A 25,994-nucleotide genomic window follows, 5' to 3' on the forward strand; every position below is an offset into this window, starting at 1 on the left:
CGTCTCTCCGGAACCCCATATAGCCGCGTGGTTTTTATGCGTGGTTTTATGATTGTGAAGCGGCGATTCCGATTTGGCAAATATCCCACGGCGGCCCGCGGCGGATTTGCCCGGTCCGGCCGCGCAACTTGCATGTTTTACCCTCTTTAAGCCGCAAAAGCCTGTTCAAAACGCCGCGTGAAATTGGCGCGGCAACGGGCTTTCCGCTATAAATCTTCAAGTGATTCTAGAAGAGATCGTGATCTGTTTTGACTGAGCAAACACCCCCCGGCGGCGGGAAGCTCCCGCCAGGCATCGAGCCCATCTCCATCATGGAGGAAATGCAGCGGTCGTATCTCGATTACGCCATGAGCGTCATCGTCAGCCGCGCGCTTCCCGACGTGCGCGACGGCTTGAAGCCCGTGCACCGGCGCATCCTCTACGGCATGTCCGAACTCGGCATCGACTGGAACAAGAAATACGTCAAATGCGCCCGCGTCACCGGTGACGTGATGGGTAAATTCCATCCGCACGGCAATTCGGCGATTTATGATGCGCTCGCCCGTATGGCCCAGCCCTGGTCGCTGCGTCTGCCGCTGATCGACGGCCAAGGCAATTTCGGATCGGTCGATGGCGATCCGCCGGCGGCCGAACGTTACACCGAATGCCGCCTCGAAAAGGCTGCCCATTCGCTGCTTGACGATCTCGACAAGGAAACCGTCGATTTTCGCGACAACTATGACGGCACGCTCTCCGAGCCGGTCGTGGTGCCGGCCAAGTTCCCCAATCTGCTCGTCAATGGCGCCGGCGGCATCGCCGTCGGCATGGCGACCAACATCCCGCCACACAATCTCTCCGAAGTCATCGACGGCTGCATCGCGCTGATCGACGATCCGGCGATCGAGCTGCCGGAACTGATCCAGATCATTCCCGGCCCCGACTTCCCGACGGGTGCGAAGATCCTCGGCCGTGCCGGCATCCGCTCGGCTTATGAGACCGGCCGCGGCTCCGTCATCATGCGCGGCGTCGCCGCCATCGAGCCGATGCGTGGTGACCGCGAGCAGATCATCATCACCGAGATTCCCTACCAGGTGAACAAGGCGACGATGATCGAAAAGATGGCCGAACTGGTGCGTGACAAACGTATCGAAGGCATCTCCGACCTGCGCGACGAATCCGACCGTCAGGGTTATCGCGTCGTCGTCGAGCTGAAGCGCGACGCCAATGCCGAGGTCATCCTCAACCAGCTTTATCGCTATACACCGCTGCAGACCTCCTTCGGCTGCAACATGGTGGCGCTAAATGGCGGCAAGCCGGAACAGCTGAGCCTGCTCGACATGCTGCGCGCTTTCGTCTCCTTCCGCGAAGAAGTCGTTAGCCGGAGAACGAAATTCCTGTTGCGCAAAGCGCGTGACCGCGCCCATGTGTTGGTCGGTCTCGCCATTGCCGTCGCCAACATCGACGAAGTCATCCGCGTCATTCGCCGGGCACCCGATCCGCAGTCGGCCCGCGAAGAATTGATGACCCGCCGCTGGCCGGCCGAAGATGTCGAAAGCCTGATCCGCCTGATCGACGATCCGCGCCATCGCATTAACGAGGACCTGACTTACAACCTCTCCGAAGAGCAGGCCCGCGCCATCCTCGAACTGCGCCTTGCCCGCCTGACGGCCCTTGGCCGCGACGAAATCGGCGACGAACTCAATAAGATCGGTGAGGAAATCAAGGATTACCTCGATATTCTCTCCTCGCGCGTCCGCATCCAGACCATCGTCAAGGACGAACTCCTCGCTGTCCGCAACGAATTCGGCACACCGCGCCGCACCGAGATCATCGATGGCGGCCTCGAAATGGACGACGAGGATCTGATCGCCCGCGAGGACATGGTCGTCACCGTCTCGCATCTCGGCTATATCAAGCGCGTGCCGCTGACCACCTATCGTGCCCAGCGCCGTGGCGGCAAGGGCCGCTCCGGCATGACCACTCGCGACCAGGATTTCGTTAGCCGGCTATTTGTTGTCAACACCCATACTCCGGTCCTGTTCTTCTCCTCGCGGGGTATCGTCTACAAGGAAAAGGTCTGGCGTCTGCCGATCGGCACGCCGACCTCACGCGGCAAGGCACTGATCAACATGCTGCCGCTTGCACTCGGCGAGCGCATCACCACCATCCTGCCCTTGCCCGAGGACGAGGAGAGCTGGGACAATCTCGACGTCATGTTCTCGACGACGCGCGGCACGGTCCGCCGTAACAAGCTGTCGGACTTCGTCCAGGTCAACCGCAACGGCAAGATCGCCATGAAGCTCGAAGAGGAAGGCGACGAAATCCTCTCCGTCGAGACCTGCACCGAGAATGACGACGTGCTTTTGACGACGGCGCTCGGCCAGTGCATCCGCTTCTCCGTCGACGACGTCCGCGTTTTCGCCGGCCGCAACTCGATCGGCGTGCGCGGCATCAGCCTTGCCGGCGGCGACCGCATCATCTCGATGACCATCGTCCGCCATGTCAATGCCGAACCATGGGAGCGCGCCGCTTACCTGAAGCGCGCCGCCAACGAACGCCGCCTGACGACGGGCGAGGCCGAGGAGATCGCGCTGGTCGGTGAGGAAGTCACCGAGGAGGGACAGCTCTCAGACGAGCGTTACGAAGAGCTGAAACAGCTTGAGCAATACGTTCTCACCGTCTCCGAGAAGGGCTTCGGCAAGCGTTCGTCGTCCTACGATTTCCGCATCTCCGGCCGCGGCGGCAAGGGCATCCGCGCCACCGACACGTCGAAGACCGGCGAGATCGGCGAACTGGTCGCGGCCTTCCCCATCGAGGACGGCGACCAGATCATGCTGGTTTCCGATGGCGGCCAGCTCATCCGCGTGCCGGTCGGCGGCATCCGCATCGCCAGCCGCGCCACCAAGGGCGTCACCATCTTCTCGACGGCCAAGGACGAGAAGGTCGTCTCGGTCGAGCGCATCAGCGAGCCGGAGGAGGACGAGACGGAGGAGACGGTTGAGGTCACCGAAGACGCCGCTGTTACCGACGAAGGTGCTGCCGGCGAAGCGCCGATTGCCGATGGCGATCCGGCCGGGCCGGCCGAGGAATGATCAGATGAACGGGGCGGCTTCGAGCCGCCCTTTTCTTTTCAGGCCGGGGATTGGTTCGAAGCCACGCCCAACGAAAAAGCCGGACGCTGGGTGCATCCGGCTTAGAATGACCTTGAGCCGCGGAAGGGTGCCGCTCAAGGTGGAAGTAAAAAAGGAAAGTCAGAACGCTCTATGTTTTTCGTTCAGCGCCTTTACCTCTTCGCCTTCGCGCCGGAGCGCTGAAATCGTCGAGGTTACAGATACGCAGAACATGACGCTGATAAGGGCCGTGAGCACTGTCAAGATCGTGAACATAGGCATTCCTTTCCTGGGGAGTTGCGTTCTCGCCCCTCAGTACTGGCCCAGTACGGCCGTGCGGGCCGAAGCATAGGGACCATAAACCTTGGACGTATCAATCTTCTGATCATAGAGAGCGACAGTTGCGGTCAGCATGCCCGTGACCATTACCATCCAGAGCACGTTAATCATCGTAATCTTGCCGGGCATCTTTAGTCCTTCCTGCCGCGATAATCGCATCTATGTGTCGGTTGAATGAACGCATCCGTTTTAAAATGGTTCCGCCGGATGTTGAGGGGGTGTTTACCAACGCAGATCTGAAGCCTCCTTGAATGTCTCGTTCATCTGGCGTTCAGATTCCAACGTCGTTTTTTCGCGCAGTGGGCCTTGGGCGCGCACGATCGCTGCATGTTCAGCAAGCGCCGGCTGCACCCAGCTCACCTCATAGCGATCGGCGAAATAACCATAGGCCATCTCGGCGGCAAGCGAGGAAACGACGGCAAGTGCAACGAGCACGATCAGCATGGACTTGGTCTTTCGAGGAGGCGCCGGATGCCGGAATGGCATCGGCTGTCTTGATGATTTGAGTTAAGCAGACCCTGTCTGAAACCGCCTTGAACGGGCCGTTCATCCACCGTTCAACCGTCCGGGACGATTGGCCAAATCGCTTGCGGCAAGGCGGCATCCGTGACAAAAGGCGTCAAACCAACGGCCGGGCCAGATGACGACAGCTTTTTATCCGGGGTCCTTCGACCCGATCACCAATGGGCATGTGGATGTTCTGGTCCAGGCGCTGAACGTCGCCGAAAAGGTGATCGTCGCGATCGGCATCCATCCCGGCAAGGCGCCGCTCTTTTCCTTCGAGGAGAGAGCCGAGCTCATCCGTCTTTCTCTGGCCGACGCGCTGCCCGGCAAGACCGGTGACATCGACGTCGTCGCCTTCGACAATCTGGTCGTCGATGCCGCTCGCAGCCATGGCGCCACGCTTCTGATCCGTGGTCTTCGCGATGGCACCGATCTTGATTACGAAATGCAGATGGCCGGCATGAACAGGACGATGGCGCCCGATATCCAGACCATCTTTTTGCCGGCGGGCACGGCCTCCCGGCCCATTACCGCCACATTGGTCCGCCAGATCGCCGCCATGGGCGGTGATGTCAGCGCTTTCGTGCCGGCCGCCGTCTTGCAAGCCCTCACATCCAAGCGCCCAAACTAACAAGCACAAAGTCTAGCAAGCACAAAGACTGCAAGCGCAAAGACCAGGCGGAACCCGCCGCAACGGAGCCCATATGAAACTCTTTTATCTCGCATTTGCCGGCGTGCTGTATCTCGCGTCCTTCGCGGGGGATGCCTTCGCCCAGTCGGCCGATCATTATCTCACCATCCAGCTGAAGGACGGCCCCGTCGTCATCCAGCTGATGCCAGAGGTCGCGCCGAAGCACGTCGCCCAGATCGAGGCGCTGGCCAAGAAGGGCGAATACGACAATGTCGCCTTTCACCGCGTCATCGACGGCTTCATGGCCCAAACCGGCGACGTCAAATTCGGCAACATGGAGAAGGGTTTCGATGCGAGCCTCGCCGGCACCGGCTCCTCCGACATGCCTGATATTCCGGCCGAGTTCTCCAAAACCCCGTTCGTACGCGGCACGGTCGGCATGGCCCGTTCGCAGGATCCGAATTCCGCCAATTCGCAGTTCTTCATCATGTTTGCCGAGGGCTCCTTCCTCAACGGTCAATACACCGTCGTCGGCAAGGTCGTTTCCGGCATGGAGAATGTCGATAAGATCAAGCGCGGCGAAGGCCAGAACGGCGAAGTCAAAAGCCCCGATCGGATGATCAAGGTCACCCTGGGCAAGAAGTAAGTTACCAGAGAAAACAACAGGAGAAGACAATGGCCGAGATCAAGGATCCCGAAAACACCGTCATTCTGGAAACCACCAAGGGCAAGATCGTTATCCAGCTTTTGCCGCAGGTCGCCCCGGAGCATGTCGCCCGCATCAAGGAACTCGCCCGCGAGAAGGCCTATGACGGCGTCGTCTTCCACCGCGTCATCCAGGATTTCATGGCCCAGACGGGCGACGTCGAATTCGGCAAGAAAGGTTCGGAAACCTTCAATCCGGGCCGCGCCGGTATGGGCGGCTCCTCCAAGCCGGATCTGAAGGCTGAATTCTCCGCGACCACGCATACGCGCGGCACCTGCTCGATGGCCCGTTCGCAGAACCCGAACTCAGCCAATTCGCAGTTCTTCATCTGCTTCACCGATGCGCCCTGGCTGAACAAGCAGTATTCCGTCTGGGGTCAGGTCATCGAAGGCATGGACAACGTCGACAAGATCAAGCGCGGCGAGCCGGTTTCCGATCCGGATTCGATCGTCTCGATGCGGGTTGCCGCCGACGTCTGATTGTGATTTCTGCTGAAACCCGCTCTTGCGCCTAACCGCGCGGGGGCGGGTTTCGCTTTGAAAGTACCCTTATGCGCGTAGACCTTTTCGATTTCGATCTGCCCGATGAACGCATCGCATTGCGGCCCGCCGAGCCGCGCGACAGCGCCCGCCTGCTCGTCGTCAATCCACACGCGAAAAGCGTGCCCGATGCGGAAAGCGTGCTTTCGGATCATCGCGTCGGCGATCTGCCGTCGTTCCTTCGGGCGGGCGACGCGCTGGTCTTCAACGATACCAAGGTCATTCCGGCCCAGCTCGAGGGCATCCGCCACCGCGAGGGTGCGGGCGGCCAGCAGGTGTCGGCAACGTTGCATATGCGCGTCGGCCCAAGCCGTTGGAAGGCCTTCGCCAAACCTGGAAAACGCATCAAGGAGGGCGACCGCATCGCCTTCGGCCATAGCGGTGAAAGCTGCTTTCTCGGCTCGCTCGACGCCACTGTCGAGGAAAAGGGCGAGGCCGGCGAGGTGATGCTCGCCTTCGATCTTTCCGGCCCGGCGCTCGACGAGGCTATCGCCGCCGTTGGCCATATTCCGCTACCGCCCTATATCGCCGCCAAGCGCCCCGAGGACGAGCGCGACCGCGCGGACTACCAGACGATCTACGCCCGCGAGGAGGGCGCCGTCGCCGCCCCGACCGCCGGCCTGCATTTCACGCCCGGCCTGTTCGAGGCGCTCGACAGCGCCGGCATCGAACGCCATTTCGTCACCCTGCATGTCGGCGCCGGCACCTTCCTGCCCGTGAAGGCCGACGACACCGACGATCACAAGATGCATCTTGAAAGCGGCTATGTCAGCGGTGAGATCGCCGCCCGGCTGAATGCCGTCAAGGCAAGGGGCGGGCGTATCGTCTGCGTCGGCACCACCTCGCTGCGGCTGATCGAAAGTGCAGCGGGGGAAAGCGGAGAGATCAAGCCTTGGGCCGGCGCTACGGGTATCTTCATCACGCCCGGTTACCGCTTCAAGGCTGTGGACATGCTAATGACCAATTTTCACCTGCCGCGCTCGACGCTGTTCATGCTGGTCTCGGCTTTTGCTGGCTTTGACACCATGCACGCCGCCTACAAACACGCCATTTCGACTGGCTACCGCTTCTACTCTTACGGCGACGCGAGCCTTCTTTTCCGGAAAGACCAATGACAGAGAACTTCCAATTCACGCTTGATAAGACCGATGCCGGCGCGCGCCTCGGCGAGATTTCCATGCCGCGCGGCACGATCCGCACGCCGGCCTTCATGCCTGTGGGCACCGTCGGCACCGTCAAGGCGATGTATCTCGACCAGGTGCGCGAAACAGGCGCCGACATTATCCTCGGCAATACCTATCACCTGATGCTGCGCCCCAGCGCCGAGCGCGTCGCCCGCCTCGGCGGCCTGCACAAGCTGATCCGCTGGGAGCACCCGATCCTGACGGATTCCGGCGGCTTCCAGGTCATGTCGCTCTCCGGCCTGCGCAAACTCGATGAGCAGGGCGTCACCTTCAAATCGCATGTCGACGGCAGCCTGCATCATATGTCGCCGGAGCGCTCCATAGAAATCCAGGGGCTGCTCGGCTCCGACATCCAGATGCAGCTCGACGAATGCGTGGCGCTGCCGGCCGAGCCGAAGGAAATCGAGCGCGCCATGGAAATGTCGCTTCGCTGGGCCGAGCGCTGCCGGATCGCCTTCGGCGAACAACCTGGAAAGGCGATGTTCGGCATCGTCCAGGGCGGCGACATTCCGGCGCTACGCATCCGTTCGGCTGAGGCGCTGAGCCAGCTCGATCTCAAAGGTTATGCCATCGGCGGCCTCGCCGTCGGCGAGCCGCAGGACGTCATGCTGCAGATGCTGGAAACGACGCTGCCCGTGCTTCCTCTGGAAAAGCCGCGTTACCTCATGGGCGTCGGCACGCCCGACGATATGCTGAAATCGGTCGCCCGCGGCATCGACATGTTCGATTGTGTCATGCCGACCCGTTCCGGCCGCCATGGCCTGGCCTTTACCCGCCGCGGCAGGGTCAATATCCGCAACGCCCGCCATGCCGAGGATATGCGCCCGCTTGACGAACAGTCGAACTGCCCGGCCTCGCGTGATTACTCACGTGCCTATTTGCATCATCTTGTCCGCTCCAACGAGGCGCTCGGCGGCATGCTGCTCTCCTGGCACAATCTCGCCTATTACCAGGAATTGATGCAGGGCATCCGCAAGGCGATCGCCGAAGGCCGCTTCGCCGATTTCATGGCGGAGACGATGGAGGAATGGGCGAGGGGCGATCTTCAGCCCGTGTGATCGACCTTTCGCGGTGACGACCGCCTGCTGTGGTATTCTTTACTCGTCAGCGAGCTGGTGTGCAGCTTCCCACATCCGTCGGCTTGACGCGGCCGGCCTGCAGATCGCTCCATTGTGGTATGGACGGATCGGGGCCACCGATCGAGGCCTCAAAGGCGGCACGGTCCAGCTTGATCAGCCGTCCGCTTGCAAGGATGCTCACCATCTCTTTCTTGCTGACATAGGCCAGGCTGGCATTCAGCCGGCAGAAGAACCGATTGCTGCCGTTCGAGACGACCCAGCCGTAACCGCCGGCCTTCCCCTTGGTGAGTTTGCCGACGGCGTAATCCTGCTGGGCAAGCTTGGAAAAGGATTCTGCCTGAGCAATACCCGGCATAACGCCAAAGCCGACCACTGCGGCGGCGAGCAGCCGCTTGAATGAAATATGCATTGAGTTCCAGCCCCTGGATAAAAAGACATGTGCCCTGTACGTTCCAGGAGCGCCTGACACAACTTTAATCTGCAGGGATGCTTATTCCGCTAAAACGCGTCGCGAATTTTCAGATCCCCTTGCTGTCCGCATCCGGCATGATTTGCACGCCGTTGATCCTGTAGCTGCCGTCCGGCTGGCGGGTCATCTGGTAGATCGCCGTCCAGTCCTTGCCGTCGCGGCCTGAAATCAGCACTTCGTGATAGATCAGCGCACCGTTGTCGATCGAGCGGCTGCGGCCGAAGGCGTAGTTGCCGGGATGATAGACCGGCTCGTAGCTCTTTTTCACCATCGCGAAGAACAGGTTCTTGTCGGGATACATCGCCCTGATGCCGGGAGCGGCGTAGGAATAGGCGGCTTCGGCATCATCCTTCAGGAAGGCTGTGATCTGCTCCTCGATCATCGTCCGTGTGGCGTCGATCGGATCTTCGGCGCGGGCCGAGACAGGGGAGAGGAGGGACGCGGCACACAGAATGAGAACTGCGAAGAAGGCGCGCATGGAGGATCTCCGGCTCTATCGGGGGAAGATCCCGATAGAGCGGAAGTGTAGGCCATTTCCAGCGCAAGAAAAGCGGACTTTACGACCAGCGGCGGAAGAGGGCGCTGGCATTCACCCCGCCGAAGCCGAAACCGTTGGTGATGGCATAGTCCATTGCCAGCGGCCGCGCCGTCTTGCCGACGATATCGATGCCGTCGGCATCAGGATCGGCCTGATCGAGGTTGCGGGTCGGCGGCGCAATCTGGTCGCGCAGCGCCAGGATGGTGAAGATCGCTTCCAGCCCGCCGGCGGCCCCGAGCAGATGGCCGGTGGCCGATTTCGTCGCGCTGACGGCGATGCCGCCATTGCGGCCGAAGACCGTGCCGATCGCCGCGATCTCGCCCCTGTCACCGACCGGTGTCGAGGTCGCATGCGCGTTCAGGTGCTTGACCTCCGAAGCCGGGATCTTCGCTTGCTTAAGCGCTGCCTCCATCGCCCGGCGCGCGCCGTTGCCGTCTTCGGGGCCTGAGGTCATGTGATAGGCGTCCGCCGCCGTGCCGTAACCGACAAGTTCGGCGAGCGGCGTGGCGCCGCGGGCAAGCGCGTGTTCGAGTGTTTCGATGACCAGGATGCCGGCGCCTTCGCCCATGACGAAACCGTCGCGCGCCGTGTCGAAGGGCCGCGACGCCAGCTCCGGCGTCTCGTTGAAGCCGGTGGAAAGGGCACGCGCGGCGGCAAAGCCGCCGAGGCTCACCTTGTCGATGCAGGCTTCAGTGCCGCCGCAGATCGCCACATCCGCTTCGCCGGAGCGGATCAGCCGCGCCGCATCGCCGATCGCCTGGACGCTGGCCGCACACGCCGTCACCGGAGCGCCGAGCGGCCCCTTGAAGCCGTAGCGGATGCTGACCTGGCCGGCGGCGAGGTTGACGAGGAAGGAGGGCACGGTGAAGGGCGACAGTCGCCGCACGCCGCGCGTTTCGCCGATCCGCACCGCTTCGGCGATCGCCGGGAAGCCGCCGACGCCCGAGGCGATGATCGTTGCGGTGCGTTCGCGTTTGCCTTCGTCGGTCGGCATCCAGCCGGCCTGCTTCACCGCTTCCTCCGTCGCCGCCATGGCGAACTGGATGAAGCGGTCCATCTTCTTTTGATCCTTGGGGATGATGTACCGGTCCGGATCGAAACCGGCCTCCGCATCCTCGCCGGTGCCGGGAACGATGCCGCCGACCTTGGCCGGAAGCTCGCCGACGACACCGTCCGAAAGCACCCTCAGCCCCGAGCCGCCGTCAAGGAGGCGCTTCCAGGCGGGCTCGACGCCGGTGCCGAGTGGCGACACAAGTCCCATGCCGGTGACAACAATGCGATCCATGATATTTTCCTCTCTAAGCGTCGATGCCGAGATACCAGGCGCGCATGCGGGCGATCCGCTTGTGCACCTCGTCGTCGGCCGCGGGGCCTGCAAGCAGGCTGGTGTTTTCGGGGGTTACTTGTTCACCGGTCCGTGCGTCGACCAGCACCGTCTCGCGCGCTTTGCCGGAGGCGGCATCGCCGAGCAGATAGGCAAGGTCCTCTTCCGGGATGTGCCGGCTTCCCCAGGAAAACAGCGTCATCAGCACCGGAAAAAAGTCGCGGCCCTTGTCCGTCAGCCGATATTCATAGCGGGCAGGGCGCTGATGGTAGAGCCGCCGCTCGAACAGTCCCTGGTCCGTCAGGTGTTTCAGCCGCCGCGTTAGGATGTTCGGCGCCACGCCGAGGCTCTTCTGGAAATCGTCGAAACGTGACAGCCCCTGAAAGGCGTCGCGCAGGATCAGGATGCTCCACCAGTCGCCAACGCTGTCGAGCGCGCGTGCCGCCGGGCATTTGAATTGGCTGAAGCTCGTCCGCTGCATGATGATAGCCACTACAGTAGTGACTATCATCATGCAAGTGACATCAAACTGAAAGGTGACAACGTCAGCGAGGATCGCGCTGTGTGCGCCCGCGAACTTCAAATTCCACGAGCAGCGCCTTGAGTTCGACCTCGCGTACGCGTCGTGCCGCTTCATCGGGGCTCACCCATTCGAGAATACGCTGGCCTTGCTCCTTGGGGTCATCGCTGATCTCGATGGCTTCAACCTGAAACACGTCGACATGGCGATTAGGAGTTGCCGTTGTTGCGTGTCCCTTCACCGGTCTGAGCGTGTTTGTGTCACATGATGACAATCATCCGCACGAGCAACCACCCGCCGTTAGCATGCAAGACGGCCCCGCTACCTTGCCTTCTCTACAATCCGGTCCTGTTGCCGACATGCAGGTTGTGAATCGCCAGCAACTCCGGATAGGCGGAAACGTTGCTGGCCAAGACGGGATGTCCCTTGAACAAATCTTCCCCCTCGGTCGGGAAGGGAAGGTACTCGCCTCCAGCTTCTTTCACCAGGCAATAACCCGCCAAGCAGTCCCAAGCCCGCATGTGAGGTTCATAATAGCCGACAAGACGCCCTGCAGCCACATAGGCAAGCATAAGCGCTCCGGAGCCGTTCCGAATGAAGGTGCCGCCGCTGCCAAGCAACGCTGTTATGATGGAGCCGACAACTTCGGGAGCGACGTACGTATTGCAGCCAATACCCGTCATGGCGTTCTGTATCGTGCGGGAGGGGTCGAGCAAAAGCATCTCGCCATTCAAGCGCGCGCCATGGCCGGTGGCTGCGGCATAAAGCTCATTCGCACACGGCACATGGATCACGCCGATGACCGGGACGCCTTGGTAGAGGACAGCGATCGAAACGCACCAGGTGGGCATGCCATTGACGAAGGGCGCGGTGCCGTCGATTGGGTCGACAACCCAGGTGTAGCCGGAACTTCCCGCTTGATGACCGAACTCCTCGCCGAGGAAACCGTCATCGGCAATTGCTGCCGCAACCCGCTCGCGCAGAAAGGTCTCGACGTTCCGATCCGCAATCGACACGACATCTTGAAGATCGCGCTTCGTCTCGATCACAAGGGTCTCGCGCTTATTGAAATAGTCGAGCGCCAAAGCACCAGCCTCCTCAGCAAGGGATTTGGCCAGGGTGAAGCGCCGCTCCAGATCCGCGTCATGCATAGTCATATTGCTATCCTTTATTAGCATTCCGAATGTTTCAGGCCGAAATGTTTCAGGCATTGATCAGCGCAATGCCACGGTTCTCGAACCCGAGTATGACCTCGCTCGAGGGTGGAAGGTTTCTGTCGACGGCATGGTCAATGATGAAGAGGGTCCCGACGTCGGTCTCGATCTCATATTCGACATGTCCGCCGAGATAGGCGCTGTGGAGAACGCGCCCAGGCAAGCCCTGCTGGCCGGGCGCCGCTATGGTGATCGATCCGGGCCTGACAGCGAGTTTTGCCATGCCGGGTTTTGCGCTGCGGCTTGGCAAACGATGGTCCACACCGGCAACGCGGATAAGCGCCTCCGCGCCTTCGACGCCGAGTACCTCACAGGGAATGACATTGGCCTCCCCCATGAAGTCGGCGATGAAGGAAGATGCCGGTGCTTCATAGAGCTCTCGCGGCGTCCCCGACTGGGCGACCTCGCCATCCTTCATGACGATGATGCGGTCCGACACCGCCAGAGCCTCATCCTGGTCATGCGTGACGTAAACGGCCGTGAAGCCGAGTCGCTGCTGCAGCTCGCGGATTTCCGTGCGTACCCGCCGGCGCAGGCGCGCATCCAGGTTGGAGAGCGGTTCGTCGAGCAGTAGGACCTGCGGCTCGAGCACAAGCGCACGGGCAACCGCGACGCGTTGCTGCTGGCCCCCCGAAAGCTCCGCCGGCAGGCGATGGCCCATGCCCGCAAGGCCGACAAGCTTCAATCCTTCCTCGGCCTTTTCCCTGGCCTCCTTCTTGCGGATGCCCGATGACTGAAGACCATAGGCGACATTGTCGAGCGAGGTCATATGCGGAAACAAGGCATAGGACTGAAAGACCATCGAGACGTCACGCTCATTGGCGGGCAGCATGGTGACATCAGCGCCACCGATCAGAATGCGCCCGGATGTCGGATGCTCCAGCCCGGCCAGCATGCGTAGCGTGGTGGTTTTGCCGCAGCCTGATGGACCCAGCAATGTCACCAGCGTGCCCGGCTCGATGGAGAGAGAGAGGTCCGGAATGGCCGTGAATGCACCGAAAGTTTTGCGCACATTCTGGAAGGTGACGGAACCGGGTTTGACGTTGATCATGCGGTTTTCTCCTGACCGAAGGGAACAGAGGCAGCTGGGTTGCTGCCTGCGACGCGGTTTTCGCGCCGTAGGCGGCGCTCGCCGACGGCGAGCTGGAAGCCGGCGATGATGGTGCTCATCACCACGATCAGCATGGACGAATAGGCGATCGCCACACCGTATTCGCCGTTCTCGACGAGGCCGACGATGTAGGACGTGGCCATGTTGTATTCAGCGCTGACGAGGAAGATGACGGCACTGATCGAGGTTATGGCGCGCACGAAGGAATAGACCAGGGCAGCCGTGATGGCTGGCCGCAGCAGCGGCAGGATCACCTTGCGGATTGTGCGAAAACTATCCGCACGCAAGGTCAGCGATGCTTCGTCCAGGCTCTTGTCAAGCTGGCTCATCGCCGCGATACCGCCACGTACGCCGACCGGCATGTTTCGAAAGACGAAGCAGAGGATCAGGATCAGTGCGGAGCCGGTCATCTCGACCGGAGGCAGGTTGAAAGCCATGATGTAGCTGACGCCGATGACCGTTCCGGGGATGGCGAAGCTCATCATCAGGGCGAACTCGAAGACGTTCCGCCCAACGAATTTCTGCCGCACGATAATATAGGCCGTGAGCAAACCCACCGCAGCGGTCAAGGGGGCGGAGATGAGCGCTATCTTCATCGTCGTCCAGAAGGAACTCCATGCGACCCCGGTCCAGGCGATCGCGCCATTGCCGAAATCGATCGAGAAGGCTCGAATGTAGTGATCGAGGGTCAGCGAATTGTCGAGACCCCAGGTCGTCACGAAGCCGCCGACCAGGATCATCCCATAAACGACGACGGTGAAGATCATCCATGGAACGACCACCGCATGCACGATGATGGAAAGGCCGCGCGGCAATGCGATATGAGCGCCGCTGTCGCCCTTGCCGGTCACCGTGGCAAAGTTCTTGCCCGATAGCCAGAAACGCTGAGCGACGAAAGCTGAAAGAGTGAAGCAGAGCAGCACGATGGCAAGAACGGCGGCGCGCGACGGATCGTTCTGCGACCCAACGACGGCAAAGAAGATTTCCGTCGAAAGCACGCCATGCGTGCCGCCAAGCACGAGCGGATTGCCGAAATCAGCCATGCTTTCGATGAACCCGATCAGGAAGGCATTGGCGAGACCGGGCTTCATCAGCGGCAGGGAGACCCGCCAGAATGTACGCCAGCGACCGGCACGCAGGGTCTGCGATGCCTCCTCCAACGACGGGCTGACGCCTTCGACGACGCCGATAAGAACGAGGAAGGATATCGGGGTAAAAGAAAGCACCTGAGCAATCCAGATACCTGTGAGCCCATAGAGCCAGCGACCTGGTTCGATACTCAAGAGGCTGGACAACGCCTCGGTGATGACCCCGGCACGGCCGAACAGAAGCGTCAGCGCCAGGCCGATGACGAAGGGTGGCGTAATAATCGGCAGGACCGTCAGCAGCCGCAGTCCCTTTTTGAAGGGAAAGCGCGTGCGCGTCGCGATTAGGGCAAAGCCGAGGCCGAGCAGGGTCGAGGCGGAGGCGGTCATCAGGGCGAGAAGCAGCGTGCGCCAGGCGACGCCGCAACGTTCTTCTCCCGATATGCAGGCAAAGCTCCAAATGCCGGGATCCTGAATGTTGCGTATAAGACCATCCGGATTGAAGGAGCCATCGAAGTCCTGCACCGAAGCGATGAACATGCTGCCGATCGGGTAGAAAACGAAGACGGTGACTAGAAACGCAAGAATGCAAATCGAGGCGACGATGAAGGCGTCTCCCTTCATCACCCCGCGTTCGGCCAGTCCGAACGCAAAGAGGAGAACGAAAACCAGCGCCATGAGCACCGCGCCGGCACCCATCGAAGGCTGTCCCGCAGACAACTTGCCGAACAGGTTTTCACTGATCGCCCAGGTCCAACCGGAAAAGCCGATCGCCAATCCCTGCAGACACAGGACGACGAGACCGACGGCGCCGATAAAGGCGAGCAGGGTTCCGCGCCGCATCGGATCTTGCACCAGGCGCGCCAAACAGCCGAGCAAAAAGAGCAGAACCACGCCGGCAAGCCAACTTCTTCCATGTTGCAGGATTTGCAGCAGGCCAGGCGCCGTATCGGCGGAGAACGGGAATGCAGACAGCCAGTTGAATCCGAAGAAGCCGCCTTCGATGCGATACCACGGGATCAGGATCAGGGCAGCCGCCCCCAGGCCAAGGACGATGTCCAATCGGCGATTGCCACGTCTCATGGCATACCTCGCTTATTTCACGTTGATGGAAATAGAGAATGGGGCGGCATCCGGATCGGTCCGGAATGCCGCGCCGTTCATCGACCCTCAGTTGGCAACGGCGCCGACTTCGCGGTCCCAGCGCTCAAGCAGAGCCTTACGCTTTGCCGGGTCCCCGTAGGTCTTGAAGTCGTAGTCGATCAGCTTGATGTCCTCGAACTTCGGCGCTTCCTTGGGCACCTCCGCCGACTTGTTGGACGGCAACTGGAAAGACTTGGCATCCTTCATGCGCGATTGCACTTCGGGGCGCAGCGCCCAGTCGTACCAAGTCTTGGCGTTGTCGAGATTGCGGGCGCCTTTGATGATCGACATGGAGCCGATTTCATAGCCGGTGCCCTCGCATGGCGCGACCGATTTGACCGGAAAGCCTTCGGCGGTCTGGGCGACGGCGTCATGCATGAAGACGATACCGAGGGCCGTTTCGCCTCGCGCCGCCGCTTTCACCGGAGCCGATCCGGACTTGGTGTATTGCGAAACGTTGGCGTTCAGCTTCTTCAGGTAGTCGATGGCTTGGTCTTCTCCCATGATCTGTACCAGCGAAGCGAGTGCCGTATAGGCCGTGCCCGACGAGTTAGGATTGGCAATTTGGATTTCGCCCTTCAGTTCCGGCGCCAGAAGGTCGGCCCAGCACCGGGGTTCCTTGTAGCCCTTGGTCTTGAAGATCTCGGTGTTGTAACCCCAGCCCAGCGCACCGGCGTAGACGCCGACCGTCTTGAAGCCGGTGCTCTCCGCCTGCTTTTTCGCCCAATCCTGCAGCTGGTCGAGCATCGGCGACTTGTACTCGAGCGTCAGGTTCTCCGATGCCGCCTGTACATGCGGATCACCGGTGCCGGCCCACCAGAGATCGGTTTTCGGGTTGCGAGCTTCGGCGCGTATTTTGGCATAGGTCTCGCCCGACGACAGGCGCACCATGTTGACCTTGATGTCATGGGCCTTTTCGAAATCGCCCTTCATCTGCTCGCAGATGACGACATCGGCCGAGCAGATGAGATTGAGCTCGCCGGCGGCCTGTACCGAACCGGCGCCAAGCGCTGTTCCGGCAAAGAGAAGCGTGGAAAGAAGTGTCAGTCGCATGGGTATCCTCCTGTTGCTTGCTTCTGAGAGGGGTGGGTCAGCGACAAAAGCGCTGCCCGTCGCGGCGCGATGATCGCACCGTGTTTGGAGTGTCAAATTGAAGTTGGATCCCGCCTTATTGGCTCGGGGAAATCTCGCCGTCGAAACGAGCTAAGAGCCGACTTCGCTCATCGGGTAAGCCAAACGTGGCAAAGTCATAGTCCACCATCTTGATCATCGCGATGTCGGGAGCGGCCAGCGGTAAAGCCGCCTTGGCATTGGACGGAACCTGGTTTTGGCCCGCGGCGGCCCCCGTCGCCTGACCTTCAGGACTGAGGGAAAAATCGACAAATGCCTGGGCAAGACGGGTATTTTGCGTACCCTTGACAATGCTGACTGCGCCGATCTCGTAGCCGGTCCCCTCACAGGGAGCGACAATGACCAGGGGCGCGCCCGCTTCCTTCAGCGTCACGGCGTCATGCATGAACGAGATGCCGATCAGGATTTCACCGCGGGCGGCAGCCTTTACCGGGGCTGAGCCGGACTTGGTATATTCCGCAATATTGCGGTTGAGCGCGGCCAAGTAACGGAACGCTTCCTCCTCGCCGAGGAGTTGCACGAGCGTGGCCAGCATCGTGAAAGCCGTTCCGGAAGAATTCGGATTGCCCGACTGGATATGGCCGCGATAAACCTCTTTTGTCAAATCCTGCCAGCAGATTGGGGCTGGAAGCTTCAGCGCTGCGAGAAGATCGAAATTGTAGGCGAAACCCAGAGCCCCCGCATAGATGGCGGCCGAACGTGAGCCGGACATGGCGAAGAAGTTCTGCGCCCAGGGCAGCATATCGTGTTCATGGTCGGGCTGGTATCGCTCGAGCAAATCTTCTGAGGCAGCCTGTAGATGGGCATCACCAGTCCCACCCCACCAGACATCCACGGTTGGATGTGATTTTTCGGCACGGATCTGATCAAGTATCTCACCGGTGCTCTTGCGAACCATGGAGATATCCACGCCCATTCGGGCTTCGAACGCATTTTCCATGGTCATGCACCAAGCTTCGTCGACGCCGCACAGGACGTTCAATCTCGCCTCGGTCATGCCTTGGCTTGCGCCGCACAGCCAGAAAGCCATGCCCGCAGCAAAAGCGGTCGATGTTCTCACCCAAGCCTCCCGTGGAACCTTCCCGTTCCAGTCTCCGCAGTCAGCATGTCAGATCTTCACGTCATCGCAATCGAAGAATGGTTACCGATTTTTCACCGCCGGGCCGAACGATGTTACATTCATTACAAATGTGACAAACCTCATCATCAGCAACGCTTTGAACATTGGCGTCGGCATGCCTATGATGGCGCCGGGAGGATCAAGCGGTGCTGAATCAGAAGGTTCGAATTCTGATCGTCGAGGACGATCCGGATATGGCGGAGCTTATCTCCGATCTCGTCGAGGCCGAGGGATGGATTCCGACCTGCGCGGGATCCGCCGAAGAGGCGACGGATATCCTGGCGCGAGAGCAGATGCATCTGGTGCTAGTCGATCACAATCTGCCGCGTACATCAGGCCGAGCGTTCGCCCAAAAACTGAGATCGGAAGTCAATATCGGCATCGTCATGGTGACTGCAGCCGGCAGTGCTGCCGATCGTGTCCTCGGCCTGGAAACCGCTGCGGATGACTATGTCGTCAAGCCGTTCGAACCGATCGAACTGACGGCCCGCATCAAAGCTGTCCTGCGGCGAACCGTGCCGTCGCTGAAACAGGAGAAGGAGAGTGAGCGGGAACACGGGCGTCCTTCTTTGCTGCTTGGCGATTGGGCCATCGACCTGATGGGCCGGCAGGCCGTCTGCCTGGTCGACCGCAGCAAAACGCTGACGACGGCCGAATTCGCCTTGCTTGAAATCCTTGCGCAGACCCCCAACCAGCCGGTGAGCCGAGCGCAGATCCTCGATCGGCTTGGCTCGGAAAGCGATCGCTACATCGACCGCAACGTCGACGTCCTGGTTCTGCGGCTTCGGCGGAAAATCGAACGTAATCCCGACCTCCCGCGCCATATCAAGACACGACGCGGAAAAGGCTATGTCCTGCACACCGGCGACGGCGAGCCGTCAGCGTGATCAGCCGCTCCTTTCTGTCTTCGATTGCCTTTCGCTTGCCTTTCGCGATTGCCTTCATCTGCTTCCTGGTGTTCAGTCTTTCGGCGATCGCGATCTACGGGCTGCAGCGCGCCCGTGATGAAATGGCAGCCTATGGCTTGCAGGCCTTCACAAGCCTGGCCAAAGCCTCACTCGTCTCCCGACAGGTATCCGATATGGTGTCGAGCGCGCCCTTCCTGATGAACTCGACTTCGCCTTACCGGGTGGCGAGCGAGAGCCGTGCTGTCGTGTTGCAGGTCGACAGCCTGTTGAAGACAGCCGAACCTCGTGGAGCAGACAAGGCTGTTCGCGGCTTTGCGAGCACCAGGATGGTAGAGCTTCTCGACCTTATCAGGACACAGACGCTTGTGCTTGCCAGGGACGCCGACGCCGCCCAAAATCACAAGGCTGAAGCCGCAGCGGCGCTAGGGGAGGTGGCGACCGGCAAAGGCATCGTCGATCGCGATCTGCGCCGTCAAGTGAATGGGATCGTGCAAGCGGCTTCCACGTCCGACAGTCTTTTCCAGCTCGGCGAACTTCGCAGGCGCTACGTGGCAGGTACGACGGCCGCGCAGGAGAGAACCGGGTCGGATTCGAGAATTTCGCCTGTCGAGCTTCAGCCGTATGAGCGCGTGTTCGAAGCTCAAACACGATACCTCTTGAACATGTTCGCGATCCGGGCGTCGGTAGCGAAGCTGCATGCCGTCTCCCGCGACCTCTCTCATGCAACGGAGACGCAAAGTGATGCAGTTGCACGCCAGCTGAACGACGATCTGCTTTCGACTTCCGATGCTTTGAGCCGGCTTCTGGTAACCGTAGCGTTGGCTTTCCTGCTCGTGCTCATCATGGCAATTTTCTCCATCCGGTCGGTTATGCGCGTCTCACGGGGTATCGTGGCGCTGTCGACCGGCATGAATGCGCTCGCCAAGGGTGAAAACGACGTGGGCCCGCCAGCCTACGGTGGAAATGAAACCGAGCTTGTGCGTCTGCTGGACGCCTTCCGCGCCTTCAAGGACAGCGTGGATCGTGTGTCTCGATTGAGACGCACTGCAGAAGCCGCCGCTCGCACCATCCGTTCAACCTTTCGCAACATGAACGAGGGGATTGCGCTTTTCGACAAGGTGGGGCGGCCGATTACCATGAACAGGCGGATCATCGAACTGTTTGGCCATTCGGGTTCCGCCCGCAAATTGCCGCTGCGCCGGTTTGTCGAGCCCGTGCCGGAGATCGATCCCGCCTTGCTGCCCTCCGATCCGGACCGCGGTACCCTGCCGGAACGAGCAGTCGTCCGCCATCGGACCGGTGACCAGCGGGTGATCGAGATTTCGATGTCGCGACAGCCGGAGGGCGGCATCGTTCTTCTGGCACGCGACGTAACGCTGATGGATCGACAGGAGGCGGAAGCCGCAAAGGTCCAGCGACTGGACGGCATCATGCGCATGACGCATCAGGTAAGCCATGAAGTGGGCAACATGATCGGCATCATTACCGGCAGCCTCGGCCTTCTCGAGCGTGAAACCGGCTTCAACGATCGGCAGAAACGCAACATAGCACGGATCCGCAAGGCTGCCGAGAGAGGCCGGTCGCTGGCCGGAAGCATGCTATCGATCGGCAGCCAGCAGCCGTTTTATCCAAGCCCGGTGGATGTCGCCAGCCTTCTTCGTGGGATGGCCGATATCCTGGAGATCGCCGTCGGTGCAAAGTGCCACATCAAGCTGGAACTGAATGCTGACCTCCCGGTCATATCGCTCGACGCGGCGCTCTTGGAACAGTCCGTTTTGAACCTCTGCCTCAACGCTTCGGCAGCGATGCCGGTGGGAGGCACAATTGTTATCGGCGCAACGGTAAACAGAGACATATTGCTGATCTCGGTTGCCGACAGCGGCATAGGCATGAGCCCGGAGGTCGTAGACAAAGCTTTCGAGCCCTATTTCACCACACGAGGCGTACAGGGTGGAGCAGGCCTTGGCCTGGCGATGGTTTACGGCTTTGTCCGTCAGAGCGGCGGAGAGGCCTTCATCTATTCCTCTCCCGGACACGGAACGACTGTTAAGCTTAGCTTCCCAACCGATTTGCGCTAGTTCGCACCGCGCTCGAAAATCCGGGCGAGCAGGATTCCGGCGACGAGCATGCCGGCCGCGACGAAGATCGTATCGCCCGGCGTGCCGATATAGAGCGGCCCGATATTGGCAAACAGCAGGAAGGCGATCAGGAAATTGACCCAACCCCAGACGACGTTCACCGCCGGCGAACTGGTCTTTGCGAATGGAGTGCGGAAAGGCCGGCCGCTGACGCCGTTGACGAAATGCGGGACGCCGTTGGTCAGAAACGCTGCGGCAATGAAATGGGCGATATAGGCAATCCAGGGCAAAGGCTTCTCCGGTGCTGCGAGTTGGGTCAACGGAGGAATGTGGCCGGGAATGTCACCTCGGCAAGGGGAGCCTGGAAACGTGGTGCAGCGGCCCGCCGCCAGAAGACGACAGGCCAGCCGGATCAGACAAGCCCGAAATCTTTGAAGTGAAGCGCCGCGGAATTGTCGAGATCCGCGACATGGATTGCCGTGCCCGCCGCACTTCCATCCGCGTCATAGGCGAGACTGCCGCTCGCCTGATCGTAGATCAGCCTGTCGTCGGCCTCGAGCGCTTTCGTTCCGAGAACGAGATTCTCATCCGAAAATCCCGATAGGCTGAGTGCGGCGAAAATCGAATGGTCGAGCAGCAGCTTGTCGCCGGCCGCTGAGGAGAAATCCGTGATCTTGTCGACGCTGACATTGTCGGGCTTGACATCGAAGACGAAGCTATCGCCGCCACCGCCGCCGGTCAGCGTGTCTGCGCCGGCTTTGCCGATCAGCTTGTCGTTGCCGAGGCCGCCGGTCAGCTGGTCGGCGCCTTTGCCGCCATTGATCGTGTTGTTGCCGTCGTTGCCGGTGAGAACGTTGGCGGTGTTGTTGCCTGTCGCGCTGAGATTGGCCGTTCCGGTCAAGGCGAGATTCTCGATCGTACCGGCCGCGTGCTTGACATCGGCCAGGCTGAAGGAGATCGAAGCCTTGACAGTGTCCTTGCCGGAAGCCCCTGTTTCATCGGCAAAATCGCCCGCGTTGTCGACCACATAAGAATCGTTGCCGGCATGGCCCGACATATGGTCGGCACCAGTGCTGCCATCAAGGATATTGTTGCCGGAATTGCCGACGAGAGCGTTTGCCAGGCCATTTCCGGTGCCGTTCAGATTGGCGGTGCCGGTCAGCGTCAGGTTCTCGACGTTACCGATCGTATGCGCCGTATCCTTGAGGCTGAAGCTGATCGACGACATGACGGTATCGGTTCCGCCGCCCCGGCTTTCGTCGACAATTTGAGTAGGGCTGCTCACGGTGAATATGTCGTTGCCTGTGCCGCCGTAGGTATGGCCGGTGGGTGGCGGCGTGCTGGCGCTGCCGCCACCGATGTCGATGATAATCGGATGGTCGAGGACATCCACCGTCAGCGACGATACATTGCTGAGGCTTTTGATCGCCGTGGTCCCGCTCACCGGGTCGAAAACCTTCACAGAGCCGAACGAGGCCCCGAGATTGACCTTAACTCCCGTCGTCGCGGCTTGAATGGCCGTGTCAGTGGACTGATTCCAGATGTCTGGTTCGTTCCAGATGATGATCTGGTAGCTGCCGTCCGATTTTTCGGTGAGCAAGCTGTGGGCGGAGGACGGCATGCCGTCGATCGAATAATTGAGGGCTCCCGCGTTGAAGCTCGCTTTTGTCGCGCCGTCGTCCTCAAGGATTGTGGTGAGGTTGTGGATCGTCGTCGCCGCCGGCTTGGCCGAATAATCGAGATGAAAAAGCCCGAAATGCTTTTCCTGATTGGCGCCCTGCGGATCGGAATAGGCGTCCAGCAGCTCGTAGATGAAGGTCTGCTTCGATCCGAGTGCTGCGCCGTCCATCAGCGTGTTGAGCACCAGCTTTGCCTGCGTCGCTTCACTGACGCCTTCCCAGCCGCCATTGGTGTCGGCGGTGAGCGAGGTGTGGTAACCGGTTTCGGTGATAACAAGCGGCTTGCCCGGATCGGCAGCGCGCTGAACACCGGCTTCGCGGGAAAGCCATGAAAATGGCTGGTCGCCGTCCTTCGCATAGGTATGGATCGTCGTGTAATCCGACGCGGAAGCGACCGTATATCCGGTAAAGCCGAGGACCGGGATGTTCTTCAGCAAGGAATCGGCGTTGACGGCGGCAGACAGGTCTTTTTGGTAGGCGATGGCTGCTGCCTGGCCGCTAAGACCGTGATAGCTGACCGGCCAGTTATTGACTTCGTTCGGCCCCTCGATGCCGACGACTGAGCCTGGATGAGCCTGCACGAAAGTATGCAGCCGCTGGGCCACCGTCGTGGGGTCGACTTCCCGCTGGGCGCTGAAGACGAACTGCACGCCGGCTTCGGCCGCATCGCCGAGATGGGTTTGACCGTTCGGGTCGGAAGCGGAATTGGGGGCGTGATCGCGAACCGTATCAAGGCCAAGATAGTCTAAAGCCTTAACAACCTCTCCAACATTGGAATATTTTCCGTCGGTGTAATCGATATGCGTATCAATTCCGAAGGAGCGAATAATATCGTTTATTCTTACGGCTTGAGCCATAGTTTTCTCCCGGTTTGCGAGGGAGCCGGCCATGGGAATATATCCCCATTTGTATCGCCGACTCGATTAATACACGAGGAGGGCCGTGCAGTGCTGCCCGTTAACCATGATATGTTGTCCCGAATGTGGCCCGTGTCGGGCAGCAATTCGTGCGATGAGATCATCAATCTTGCTTGCGTTTTTCGGGTCGGCCGGCAGATCATGCCTGGGTGAGGCTGCCGCATAAGCCGAACCGGCGAAATCCGATGCATCTGGAGGATCCGATGACCGTCAATGTGCAATTCCGGTTTCGCAGCGGTCTGCCATCGATGGCGTTCGATAATGTCCGTCTCCGGCAGTTGGGACGAGCAGGGCCGCCCCTCGAATGATTGGACATCGGTTCCGATGCGGCACTCTCATGACGAGGATGTCTTTGTCGCCAGGGTTTTCTTTCCCGATGGCGAGATCGGCACGAATTTTCGCTGGGGCATTGAACTCGATCGGCCGGGCATGCCGGATATTTGGGCGGTCGCCGCCGAATTGGATGACGAGAGCTCATCGCGTCGCGAATGTTCCTTCGAACCCGGCAGGACATAGCGCCGCAGATCTGTTATCTGACATGGATCGGCCCTCTAGGGGCGAACCGGGTTGAAAGGCGCAACGGTGCCGACGGCATCCGCTTCTAGGTCTGGGCGCGCCGAACGCTCGGGAGGTCTCGCTCGTTCTCGCTGATCCCGCCATCGGCTACGTCGCCGACGACGACACCGGAGCGCTCGGGACCATCGCCATGCGAAGGACCGGTGAGGGGATCTGGTCGGTTGAAACCGGCGACGACGGCCGTCTTGCCAATTTCGACGGCATGGTCGGCACGCCGTATATGTATCGCATCACCAAGGATGATGGATCGCTCGCCTACCGGACCGACATCTGGTCGCTGACGCAGATCGGGGCGGAAGATTTCCATCCGGATGGTGCGGCCTGTCACGGATCGCCGGCTGGTTTGGACGGACCGCAGAGGTGCTCCGTCGTCTGCGACCCGAAGCGGGTGACTGGGAAGAGATATTCAATACCGATGCTCGGACATATAGCGGCTGGATGTCGGCGACTGTGGCGGAAACATCAGAGCCACGGCAGGAACGCTCAATGCCGTGCTGCCTGCGTCAGGCGTCCTAGTCTTTCGCAGGCAGCACGGCGTCGCGCCTCACGCTTTTCCAAGACAGCGGGCTATTGGTGCAGCGCTCAGGCAAACCCGACCGGCAGGTTTTGCAAGCTTCTTCCGGCACCGTAGTCACGTTCATGCTGCGAGCGGCGGCGGCCGTCGCGGCGAGCGGACAGATCGATCCGGTTTTCAGCAAAGATGCCATCGGCATAAGTGCCGGTGTCATGGCAATCGGCGTCGATCTTGGGGGCAAGGATTTTCAGGATCATCGGGGTTCCTCTGCGGCGCACCATCAACACTCGCGAAGGCCGCTTCGTTCTATCTATAAACTCTGAATTATTAATAAATTAACCATAAGGATGAGGGTCGGTGCTACCTTTGTTCGGTCGTTCTGACTGGAGCACGCTCAATGGGTGACCGATGAGGAGGACTTCGGCACCAGCATGTCTTCGCTCGCCTGGATCAGCCGCGCCGTACGCGCCATCACCTCGACGCCCGCCTCGGTCTCGGCAATCTCGGGTGCCATTCTGTCCAGCCCATCAGCCACCTGAAACAGCATCGGCAGCATATCACCCCGTCCGACCGCTTCAGCCGATCTGGCGAGCTTGCGCAACGCCTGCGAATATCGCGATATCAATGCGAGTTTTTGGTCTGCGGGAATATTCAAAAACGAATGTTTCTCTTGCGGCGACAGTGGTGATTTCGACATGGACGCGACCTTTTGAACGTCAATGAACGCGCGTCCGCAATTCTTTGTTCCGGTCTGGGTTCCGGCCGGGCGCGCTACCGGAGAATCGGCCGCTGCGTTGCGTCGAAATGGCGTGGAACTCACGGACCGTGATTGCCGTTGATACCGATGAACACAGGAGGTCTCCATGCAATTGATCGATACACGAGTGACACAGGCCGGCGACGTTTTCACCGTCGAATTCTTGGGCGAAGGAGGAGAATCGATCTCCGTCAAGATCGATAACTCTCATGGCGACCTCGACGATTCCAAGGCCGTCGACCACGCTAAGGTGATGATGGTCCAGCTGACCAGCTTTGCGGCCGGGGAGGCGGATGGCAGCATCAACCGTTACGATGCCTTGAGCAACGGCAATTTCGACGAAGGCAGCAAGGGCCTGATCGGTCAGCCGAGCGCACGTTCGACCCATGACAGTCAGGTGCTGGAGGAAGAACTCAATGAAGGTCTTGAGGATAGCTTTCCGGCAAGCGACCCTGTCTCGGCCACGGTGTCGTCCATTCCCGCCAACGCGCGACGGCATTGATCGCAGGGCGCTTCCAATTCCAAATCCAGGCGAAGGCTGCCCGGTCCCAGTCGGCTGCCTTTGTTGAACAGCACGGTCGGCGGCAGCCTGGCAAGCAGCGCCTCGGCCTGCGTCCCATCCGCCCAGCCGACAGGGCGGCCGGGCGGTAGCCGAGCTCCGCGGCCGCGCGGCGCACCTTGCGCACCATCAGGTCGCTGGCCGGTCCGTTGCGTTGAGAACCCGGCTTGCCGTCTCCAGCGAGCATCCCGCCCGGAACGCGATCTGCTGCAACGTCGCCATCGGAAACGCCTCCTGGTGACAGATAAGGCGCAATCCCCTAGGTGTTTAGTCCCGGCAT

Annotated in this window: 25 protein-coding genes and 3 pseudogenes; 10 read left to right on the plus strand and 18 right to left on the minus strand. The window is 60.5% G+C overall.

The window, feature by feature from the left end; all coding sequences use genetic code 11:
• Positions 1-248: 248 nt before the first annotated feature.
• Entirely contained in the window at positions 249-3,071 is a 2,823-nt protein-coding gene (gene gyrA, locus RCCGE510_RS08310; RefSeq protein WP_007628968.1) for a DNA gyrase subunit A, read from the plus strand.
• Positions 3,072-3,401: 330 nt separating this feature from the next.
• Here gyrA and RCCGE510_RS35135 read toward each other — a convergent pair whose 3' ends face one another.
• Positions 3,402-3,557, minus strand: a complete 156-nt coding sequence (locus RCCGE510_RS35135) for a hypothetical protein (protein ID WP_003586478.1) — start codon at positions 3,555-3,557, stop codon at positions 3,402-3,404.
• 93 nt (positions 3,558-3,650) lie between these two features.
• Positions 3,651-3,978 (minus strand): annotated as a pseudogene (locus RCCGE510_RS08315) (hypothetical protein).
• Between the two features lie 90 nt (positions 3,979-4,068).
• Between RCCGE510_RS08315 and coaD the strand changes: the two are divergent.
• The 5 genes from coaD to tgt all read left to right on the plus strand — a co-directional run bounded on the left by coaD (position 4,069) and on the right by tgt (position 8,050).
• The gene (coaD, locus tag RCCGE510_RS08320; protein WP_007628971.1) at positions 4,069-4,563 is read left to right on the plus strand and encodes a pantetheine-phosphate adenylyltransferase; all 495 of its coding nucleotides are present in this window, start codon (positions 4,069-4,071) and stop codon (positions 4,561-4,563) included.
• Between the two features lie 73 nt (positions 4,564-4,636).
• Complete coding sequence (locus tag RCCGE510_RS08325) at positions 4,637-5,209, plus strand: peptidylprolyl isomerase (protein WP_007628972.1); 573 nt, start codon at positions 4,637-4,639, stop codon at positions 5,207-5,209.
• A 29-nt stretch (positions 5,210-5,238) separates the two neighbouring features.
• Positions 5,239-5,748, plus strand: coding sequence for a peptidylprolyl isomerase (locus RCCGE510_RS08330; protein WP_007628975.1), 510 nt, complete (start codon positions 5,239-5,241; stop codon positions 5,746-5,748).
• Positions 5,749-5,819: 71 nt separating this feature from the next.
• Entirely contained in the window at positions 5,820-6,923 is a 1,104-nt protein-coding gene (gene queA, locus RCCGE510_RS08335) for a tRNA preQ1(34) S-adenosylmethionine ribosyltransferase-isomerase QueA (RefSeq protein WP_007628977.1), read from the plus strand.
• Complete coding sequence (gene tgt, locus RCCGE510_RS08340; protein WP_007628979.1) at positions 6,920-8,050, plus strand: tRNA guanosine(34) transglycosylase Tgt; 1,131 nt, start codon at positions 6,920-6,922, stop codon at positions 8,048-8,050. Before queA ends, tgt begins: the two co-directional genes overlap by 4 nt.
• Before the next feature lie 46 nt (positions 8,051-8,096).
• On the opposite strand, the gene RCCGE510_RS08345 is transcribed toward tgt, so the two are convergent.
• The 10 genes and pseudogenes from RCCGE510_RS08345 to RCCGE510_RS08390 form a co-directional block, all read right to left on the minus strand.
• A complete protein-coding gene (locus RCCGE510_RS08345) occupies positions 8,097-8,480 on the minus strand; it encodes a hypothetical protein (RefSeq protein ID WP_007628981.1) in 384 nt (127 codons plus the stop codon).
• A gap of 109 nt (positions 8,481-8,589) precedes the next feature.
• A complete protein-coding gene (locus tag RCCGE510_RS08350) occupies positions 8,590-9,018 on the minus strand; it encodes a DUF4864 domain-containing protein (RefSeq protein ID WP_007628982.1) in 429 nt (142 codons plus the stop codon).
• 79 nt (positions 9,019-9,097) lie between these two features.
• Positions 9,098-10,363 (minus strand): beta-ketoacyl-ACP synthase II, encoded by a 1,266-nt coding sequence (fabF, locus tag RCCGE510_RS08355; protein WP_007628983.1) that lies wholly within the window; start codon positions 10,361-10,363, stop codon positions 9,098-9,100.
• A 13-nt stretch (positions 10,364-10,376) separates the two neighbouring features.
• The gene (locus RCCGE510_RS08360; RefSeq protein WP_007628984.1) at positions 10,377-10,883 is read right to left on the minus strand and encodes a helix-turn-helix domain-containing protein; all 507 of its coding nucleotides are present in this window, start codon (positions 10,881-10,883) and stop codon (positions 10,377-10,379) included.
• A 64-nt stretch (positions 10,884-10,947) separates the two neighbouring features.
• Positions 10,948-11,124, minus strand: a pseudogene (locus tag RCCGE510_RS08365) (DNA mismatch repair protein MutT); the annotation flags it as partial.
• Positions 11,125-11,257: 133 nt separating this feature from the next.
• The gene (locus RCCGE510_RS08370; RefSeq protein WP_037078105.1) at positions 11,258-12,079 is read right to left on the minus strand and encodes an inositol monophosphatase family protein; all 822 of its coding nucleotides are present in this window, start codon (positions 12,077-12,079) and stop codon (positions 11,258-11,260) included.
• Positions 12,080-12,125: 46 nt separating this feature from the next.
• On the minus strand, positions 12,126-13,187 hold the full coding sequence (locus RCCGE510_RS08375) for an ABC transporter ATP-binding protein (protein WP_007628987.1): 1,062 nt from the start codon (positions 13,185-13,187) through the stop codon (positions 12,126-12,128).
• A complete protein-coding gene (locus RCCGE510_RS08380; protein ID WP_007628988.1) occupies positions 13,184-15,415 on the minus strand; it encodes an iron ABC transporter permease in 2,232 nt (743 codons plus the stop codon). The genes RCCGE510_RS08375 and RCCGE510_RS08380 overlap by 4 nt, the downstream gene beginning before the upstream one ends.
• Before the next feature lie 87 nt (positions 15,416-15,502).
• Positions 15,503-16,528, minus strand: a complete 1,026-nt coding sequence (locus RCCGE510_RS08385) for an ABC transporter substrate-binding protein (protein ID WP_007628989.1) — start codon at positions 16,526-16,528, stop codon at positions 15,503-15,505.
• Positions 16,529-16,643: 115 nt separating this feature from the next.
• Complete coding sequence (locus RCCGE510_RS08390; RefSeq protein ID WP_007628990.1) at positions 16,644-17,636, minus strand: ABC transporter substrate-binding protein; 993 nt, start codon at positions 17,634-17,636, stop codon at positions 16,644-16,646.
• Between the two features lie 236 nt (positions 17,637-17,872).
• On the opposite strand from RCCGE510_RS08390, the gene RCCGE510_RS08395 reads away from it, so the two are divergent.
• Positions 17,873-18,613 (plus strand): response regulator transcription factor, encoded by a 741-nt coding sequence (locus RCCGE510_RS08395; RefSeq protein ID WP_007628991.1) that lies wholly within the window; start codon positions 17,873-17,875, stop codon positions 18,611-18,613.
• On the plus strand, positions 18,610-20,712 hold the full coding sequence (locus RCCGE510_RS08400) for an ATP-binding protein (RefSeq protein WP_007628992.1): 2,103 nt from the start codon (positions 18,610-18,612) through the stop codon (positions 20,710-20,712). Before RCCGE510_RS08395 ends, RCCGE510_RS08400 begins: the two co-directional genes overlap by 4 nt.
• On the opposite strand, the gene RCCGE510_RS08405 is transcribed toward RCCGE510_RS08400, so the two are convergent.
• Positions 20,709-21,002, minus strand: a complete 294-nt coding sequence (locus tag RCCGE510_RS08405; protein WP_007628993.1) for a hypothetical protein — start codon at positions 21,000-21,002, stop codon at positions 20,709-20,711. The two genes, RCCGE510_RS08400 and RCCGE510_RS08405, sit on opposite strands and share 4 nt — an antisense overlap.
• Before the next feature lie 122 nt (positions 21,003-21,124).
• Positions 21,125-23,248, minus strand: a complete 2,124-nt coding sequence (locus tag RCCGE510_RS08410) for a calcium-binding protein (RefSeq protein ID WP_007628994.1) — start codon at positions 23,246-23,248, stop codon at positions 21,125-21,127.
• Positions 23,249-23,569: 321 nt separating this feature from the next.
• Here RCCGE510_RS08410 and RCCGE510_RS35505 point away from each other — a divergent pair, with 321 nt between their 5' ends.
• The gene (locus tag RCCGE510_RS35505; RefSeq protein ID WP_240539638.1) at positions 23,570-23,824 is read left to right on the plus strand and encodes a hypothetical protein; all 255 of its coding nucleotides are present in this window, start codon (positions 23,570-23,572) and stop codon (positions 23,822-23,824) included.
• A gap of 85 nt (positions 23,825-23,909) precedes the next feature.
• On the opposite strand, the gene RCCGE510_RS35510 is transcribed toward RCCGE510_RS35505, so the two are convergent.
• From RCCGE510_RS35510 to RCCGE510_RS08425, 3 genes are all read right to left on the minus strand, one after another.
• Complete coding sequence (locus tag RCCGE510_RS35510; protein WP_007628998.1) at positions 23,910-24,212, minus strand: hypothetical protein; 303 nt, start codon at positions 24,210-24,212, stop codon at positions 23,910-23,912.
• 254 nt (positions 24,213-24,466) lie between these two features.
• A complete protein-coding gene (locus tag RCCGE510_RS08420) occupies positions 24,467-24,655 on the minus strand; it encodes a hypothetical protein (RefSeq protein WP_007628999.1) in 189 nt (62 codons plus the stop codon).
• A gap of 137 nt (positions 24,656-24,792) precedes the next feature.
• Positions 24,793-25,095, minus strand: coding sequence for a hypothetical protein (locus RCCGE510_RS08425; protein ID WP_007629000.1), 303 nt, complete (start codon positions 25,093-25,095; stop codon positions 24,793-24,795).
• A 166-nt stretch (positions 25,096-25,261) separates the two neighbouring features.
• Here RCCGE510_RS08425 and RCCGE510_RS08430 point away from each other — a divergent pair, with 166 nt between their 5' ends.
• Positions 25,262-25,657, plus strand: a complete 396-nt coding sequence (locus RCCGE510_RS08430; RefSeq protein ID WP_007629001.1) for a hypothetical protein — start codon at positions 25,262-25,264, stop codon at positions 25,655-25,657.
• A 103-nt stretch (positions 25,658-25,760) separates the two neighbouring features.
• Here RCCGE510_RS08430 and RCCGE510_RS33225 read toward each other — a convergent pair.
• Positions 25,761-25,936, minus strand: a pseudogene (locus RCCGE510_RS33225) (LacI family DNA-binding transcriptional regulator); the annotation flags it as partial.
• Positions 25,937-25,994 lie beyond the last annotated feature (58 nt).

It is taken from the genome of Rhizobium sp. CCGE 510 (genome assembly GCF_000292525.1).
Classification (GTDB): Bacteria; Pseudomonadota; Alphaproteobacteria; order Rhizobiales; family Rhizobiaceae; genus Rhizobium.

Coding starts and splice junctions, on each gene's coding strand:
- RCCGE510_RS35135 (WP_003586478.1), bottom strand. CDS start 3,557: ATGCCCGGCAAGATTACGATGATTAACGTGCTCTGGATGGTAATGGTC.
- coaD (WP_007628971.1), top strand. CDS start 4,069: ATGACGACAGCTTTTTATCCGGGGTCCTTCGACCCGATCACCAATGGG.
- RCCGE510_RS08325 (WP_007628972.1), top strand. CDS start 4,637: ATGAAACTCTTTTATCTCGCATTTGCCGGCGTGCTGTATCTCGCGTCC.
- RCCGE510_RS08330 (WP_007628975.1), top strand. CDS start 5,239: ATGGCCGAGATCAAGGATCCCGAAAACACCGTCATTCTGGAAACCACC.
- queA (WP_007628977.1), top strand. CDS start 5,820: ATGCGCGTAGACCTTTTCGATTTCGATCTGCCCGATGAACGCATCGCA.
- tgt (WP_007628979.1), top strand. CDS start 6,920: ATGACAGAGAACTTCCAATTCACGCTTGATAAGACCGATGCCGGCGCG.
- RCCGE510_RS08345 (WP_007628981.1), bottom strand. CDS start 8,480: ATGCATATTTCATTCAAGCGGCTGCTCGCCGCCGCAGTGGTCGGCTTT.
- RCCGE510_RS08350 (WP_007628982.1), bottom strand. CDS start 9,018: ATGCGCGCCTTCTTCGCAGTTCTCATTCTGTGTGCCGCGTCCCTCCTC.
- fabF (WP_007628983.1), bottom strand. CDS start 10,363: ATGGATCGCATTGTTGTCACCGGCATGGGACTTGTGTCGCCACTCGGC.
- RCCGE510_RS08360 (WP_007628984.1), bottom strand. CDS start 10,883: ATGCAGCGGACGAGCTTCAGCCAATTCAAATGCCCGGCGGCACGCGCG.
- RCCGE510_RS08370 (WP_037078105.1), bottom strand. CDS start 12,079: ATGACTATGCATGACGCGGATCTGGAGCGGCGCTTCACCCTGGCCAAA.
- RCCGE510_RS08375 (WP_007628987.1), bottom strand. CDS start 13,187: ATGATCAACGTCAAACCCGGTTCCGTCACCTTCCAGAATGTGCGCAAA.
- RCCGE510_RS08380 (WP_007628988.1), bottom strand. CDS start 15,415: ATGAGACGTGGCAATCGCCGATTGGACATCGTCCTTGGCCTGGGGGCG.
- RCCGE510_RS08385 (WP_007628989.1), bottom strand. CDS start 16,528: ATGCGACTGACACTTCTTTCCACGCTTCTCTTTGCCGGAACAGCGCTT.
- RCCGE510_RS08390 (WP_007628990.1), bottom strand. CDS start 17,636: ATGGCTTTCTGGCTGTGCGGCGCAAGCCAAGGCATGACCGAGGCGAGA.
- RCCGE510_RS08410 (WP_007628994.1), bottom strand. CDS start 23,248: ATGGCTCAAGCCGTAAGAATAAACGATATTATTCGCTCCTTCGGAATT.
- RCCGE510_RS35505 (WP_240539638.1), top strand. CDS start 23,570: ATGTCCGTCTCCGGCAGTTGGGACGAGCAGGGCCGCCCCTCGAATGAT.
- RCCGE510_RS08420 (WP_007628999.1), bottom strand. CDS start 24,655: ATGATCCTGAAAATCCTTGCCCCCAAGATCGACGCCGATTGCCATGAC.
- RCCGE510_RS08425 (WP_007629000.1), bottom strand. CDS start 25,095: ATGTCGAAATCACCACTGTCGCCGCAAGAGAAACATTCGTTTTTGAAT.
- RCCGE510_RS08430 (WP_007629001.1), top strand. CDS start 25,262: ATGCAATTGATCGATACACGAGTGACACAGGCCGGCGACGTTTTCACC.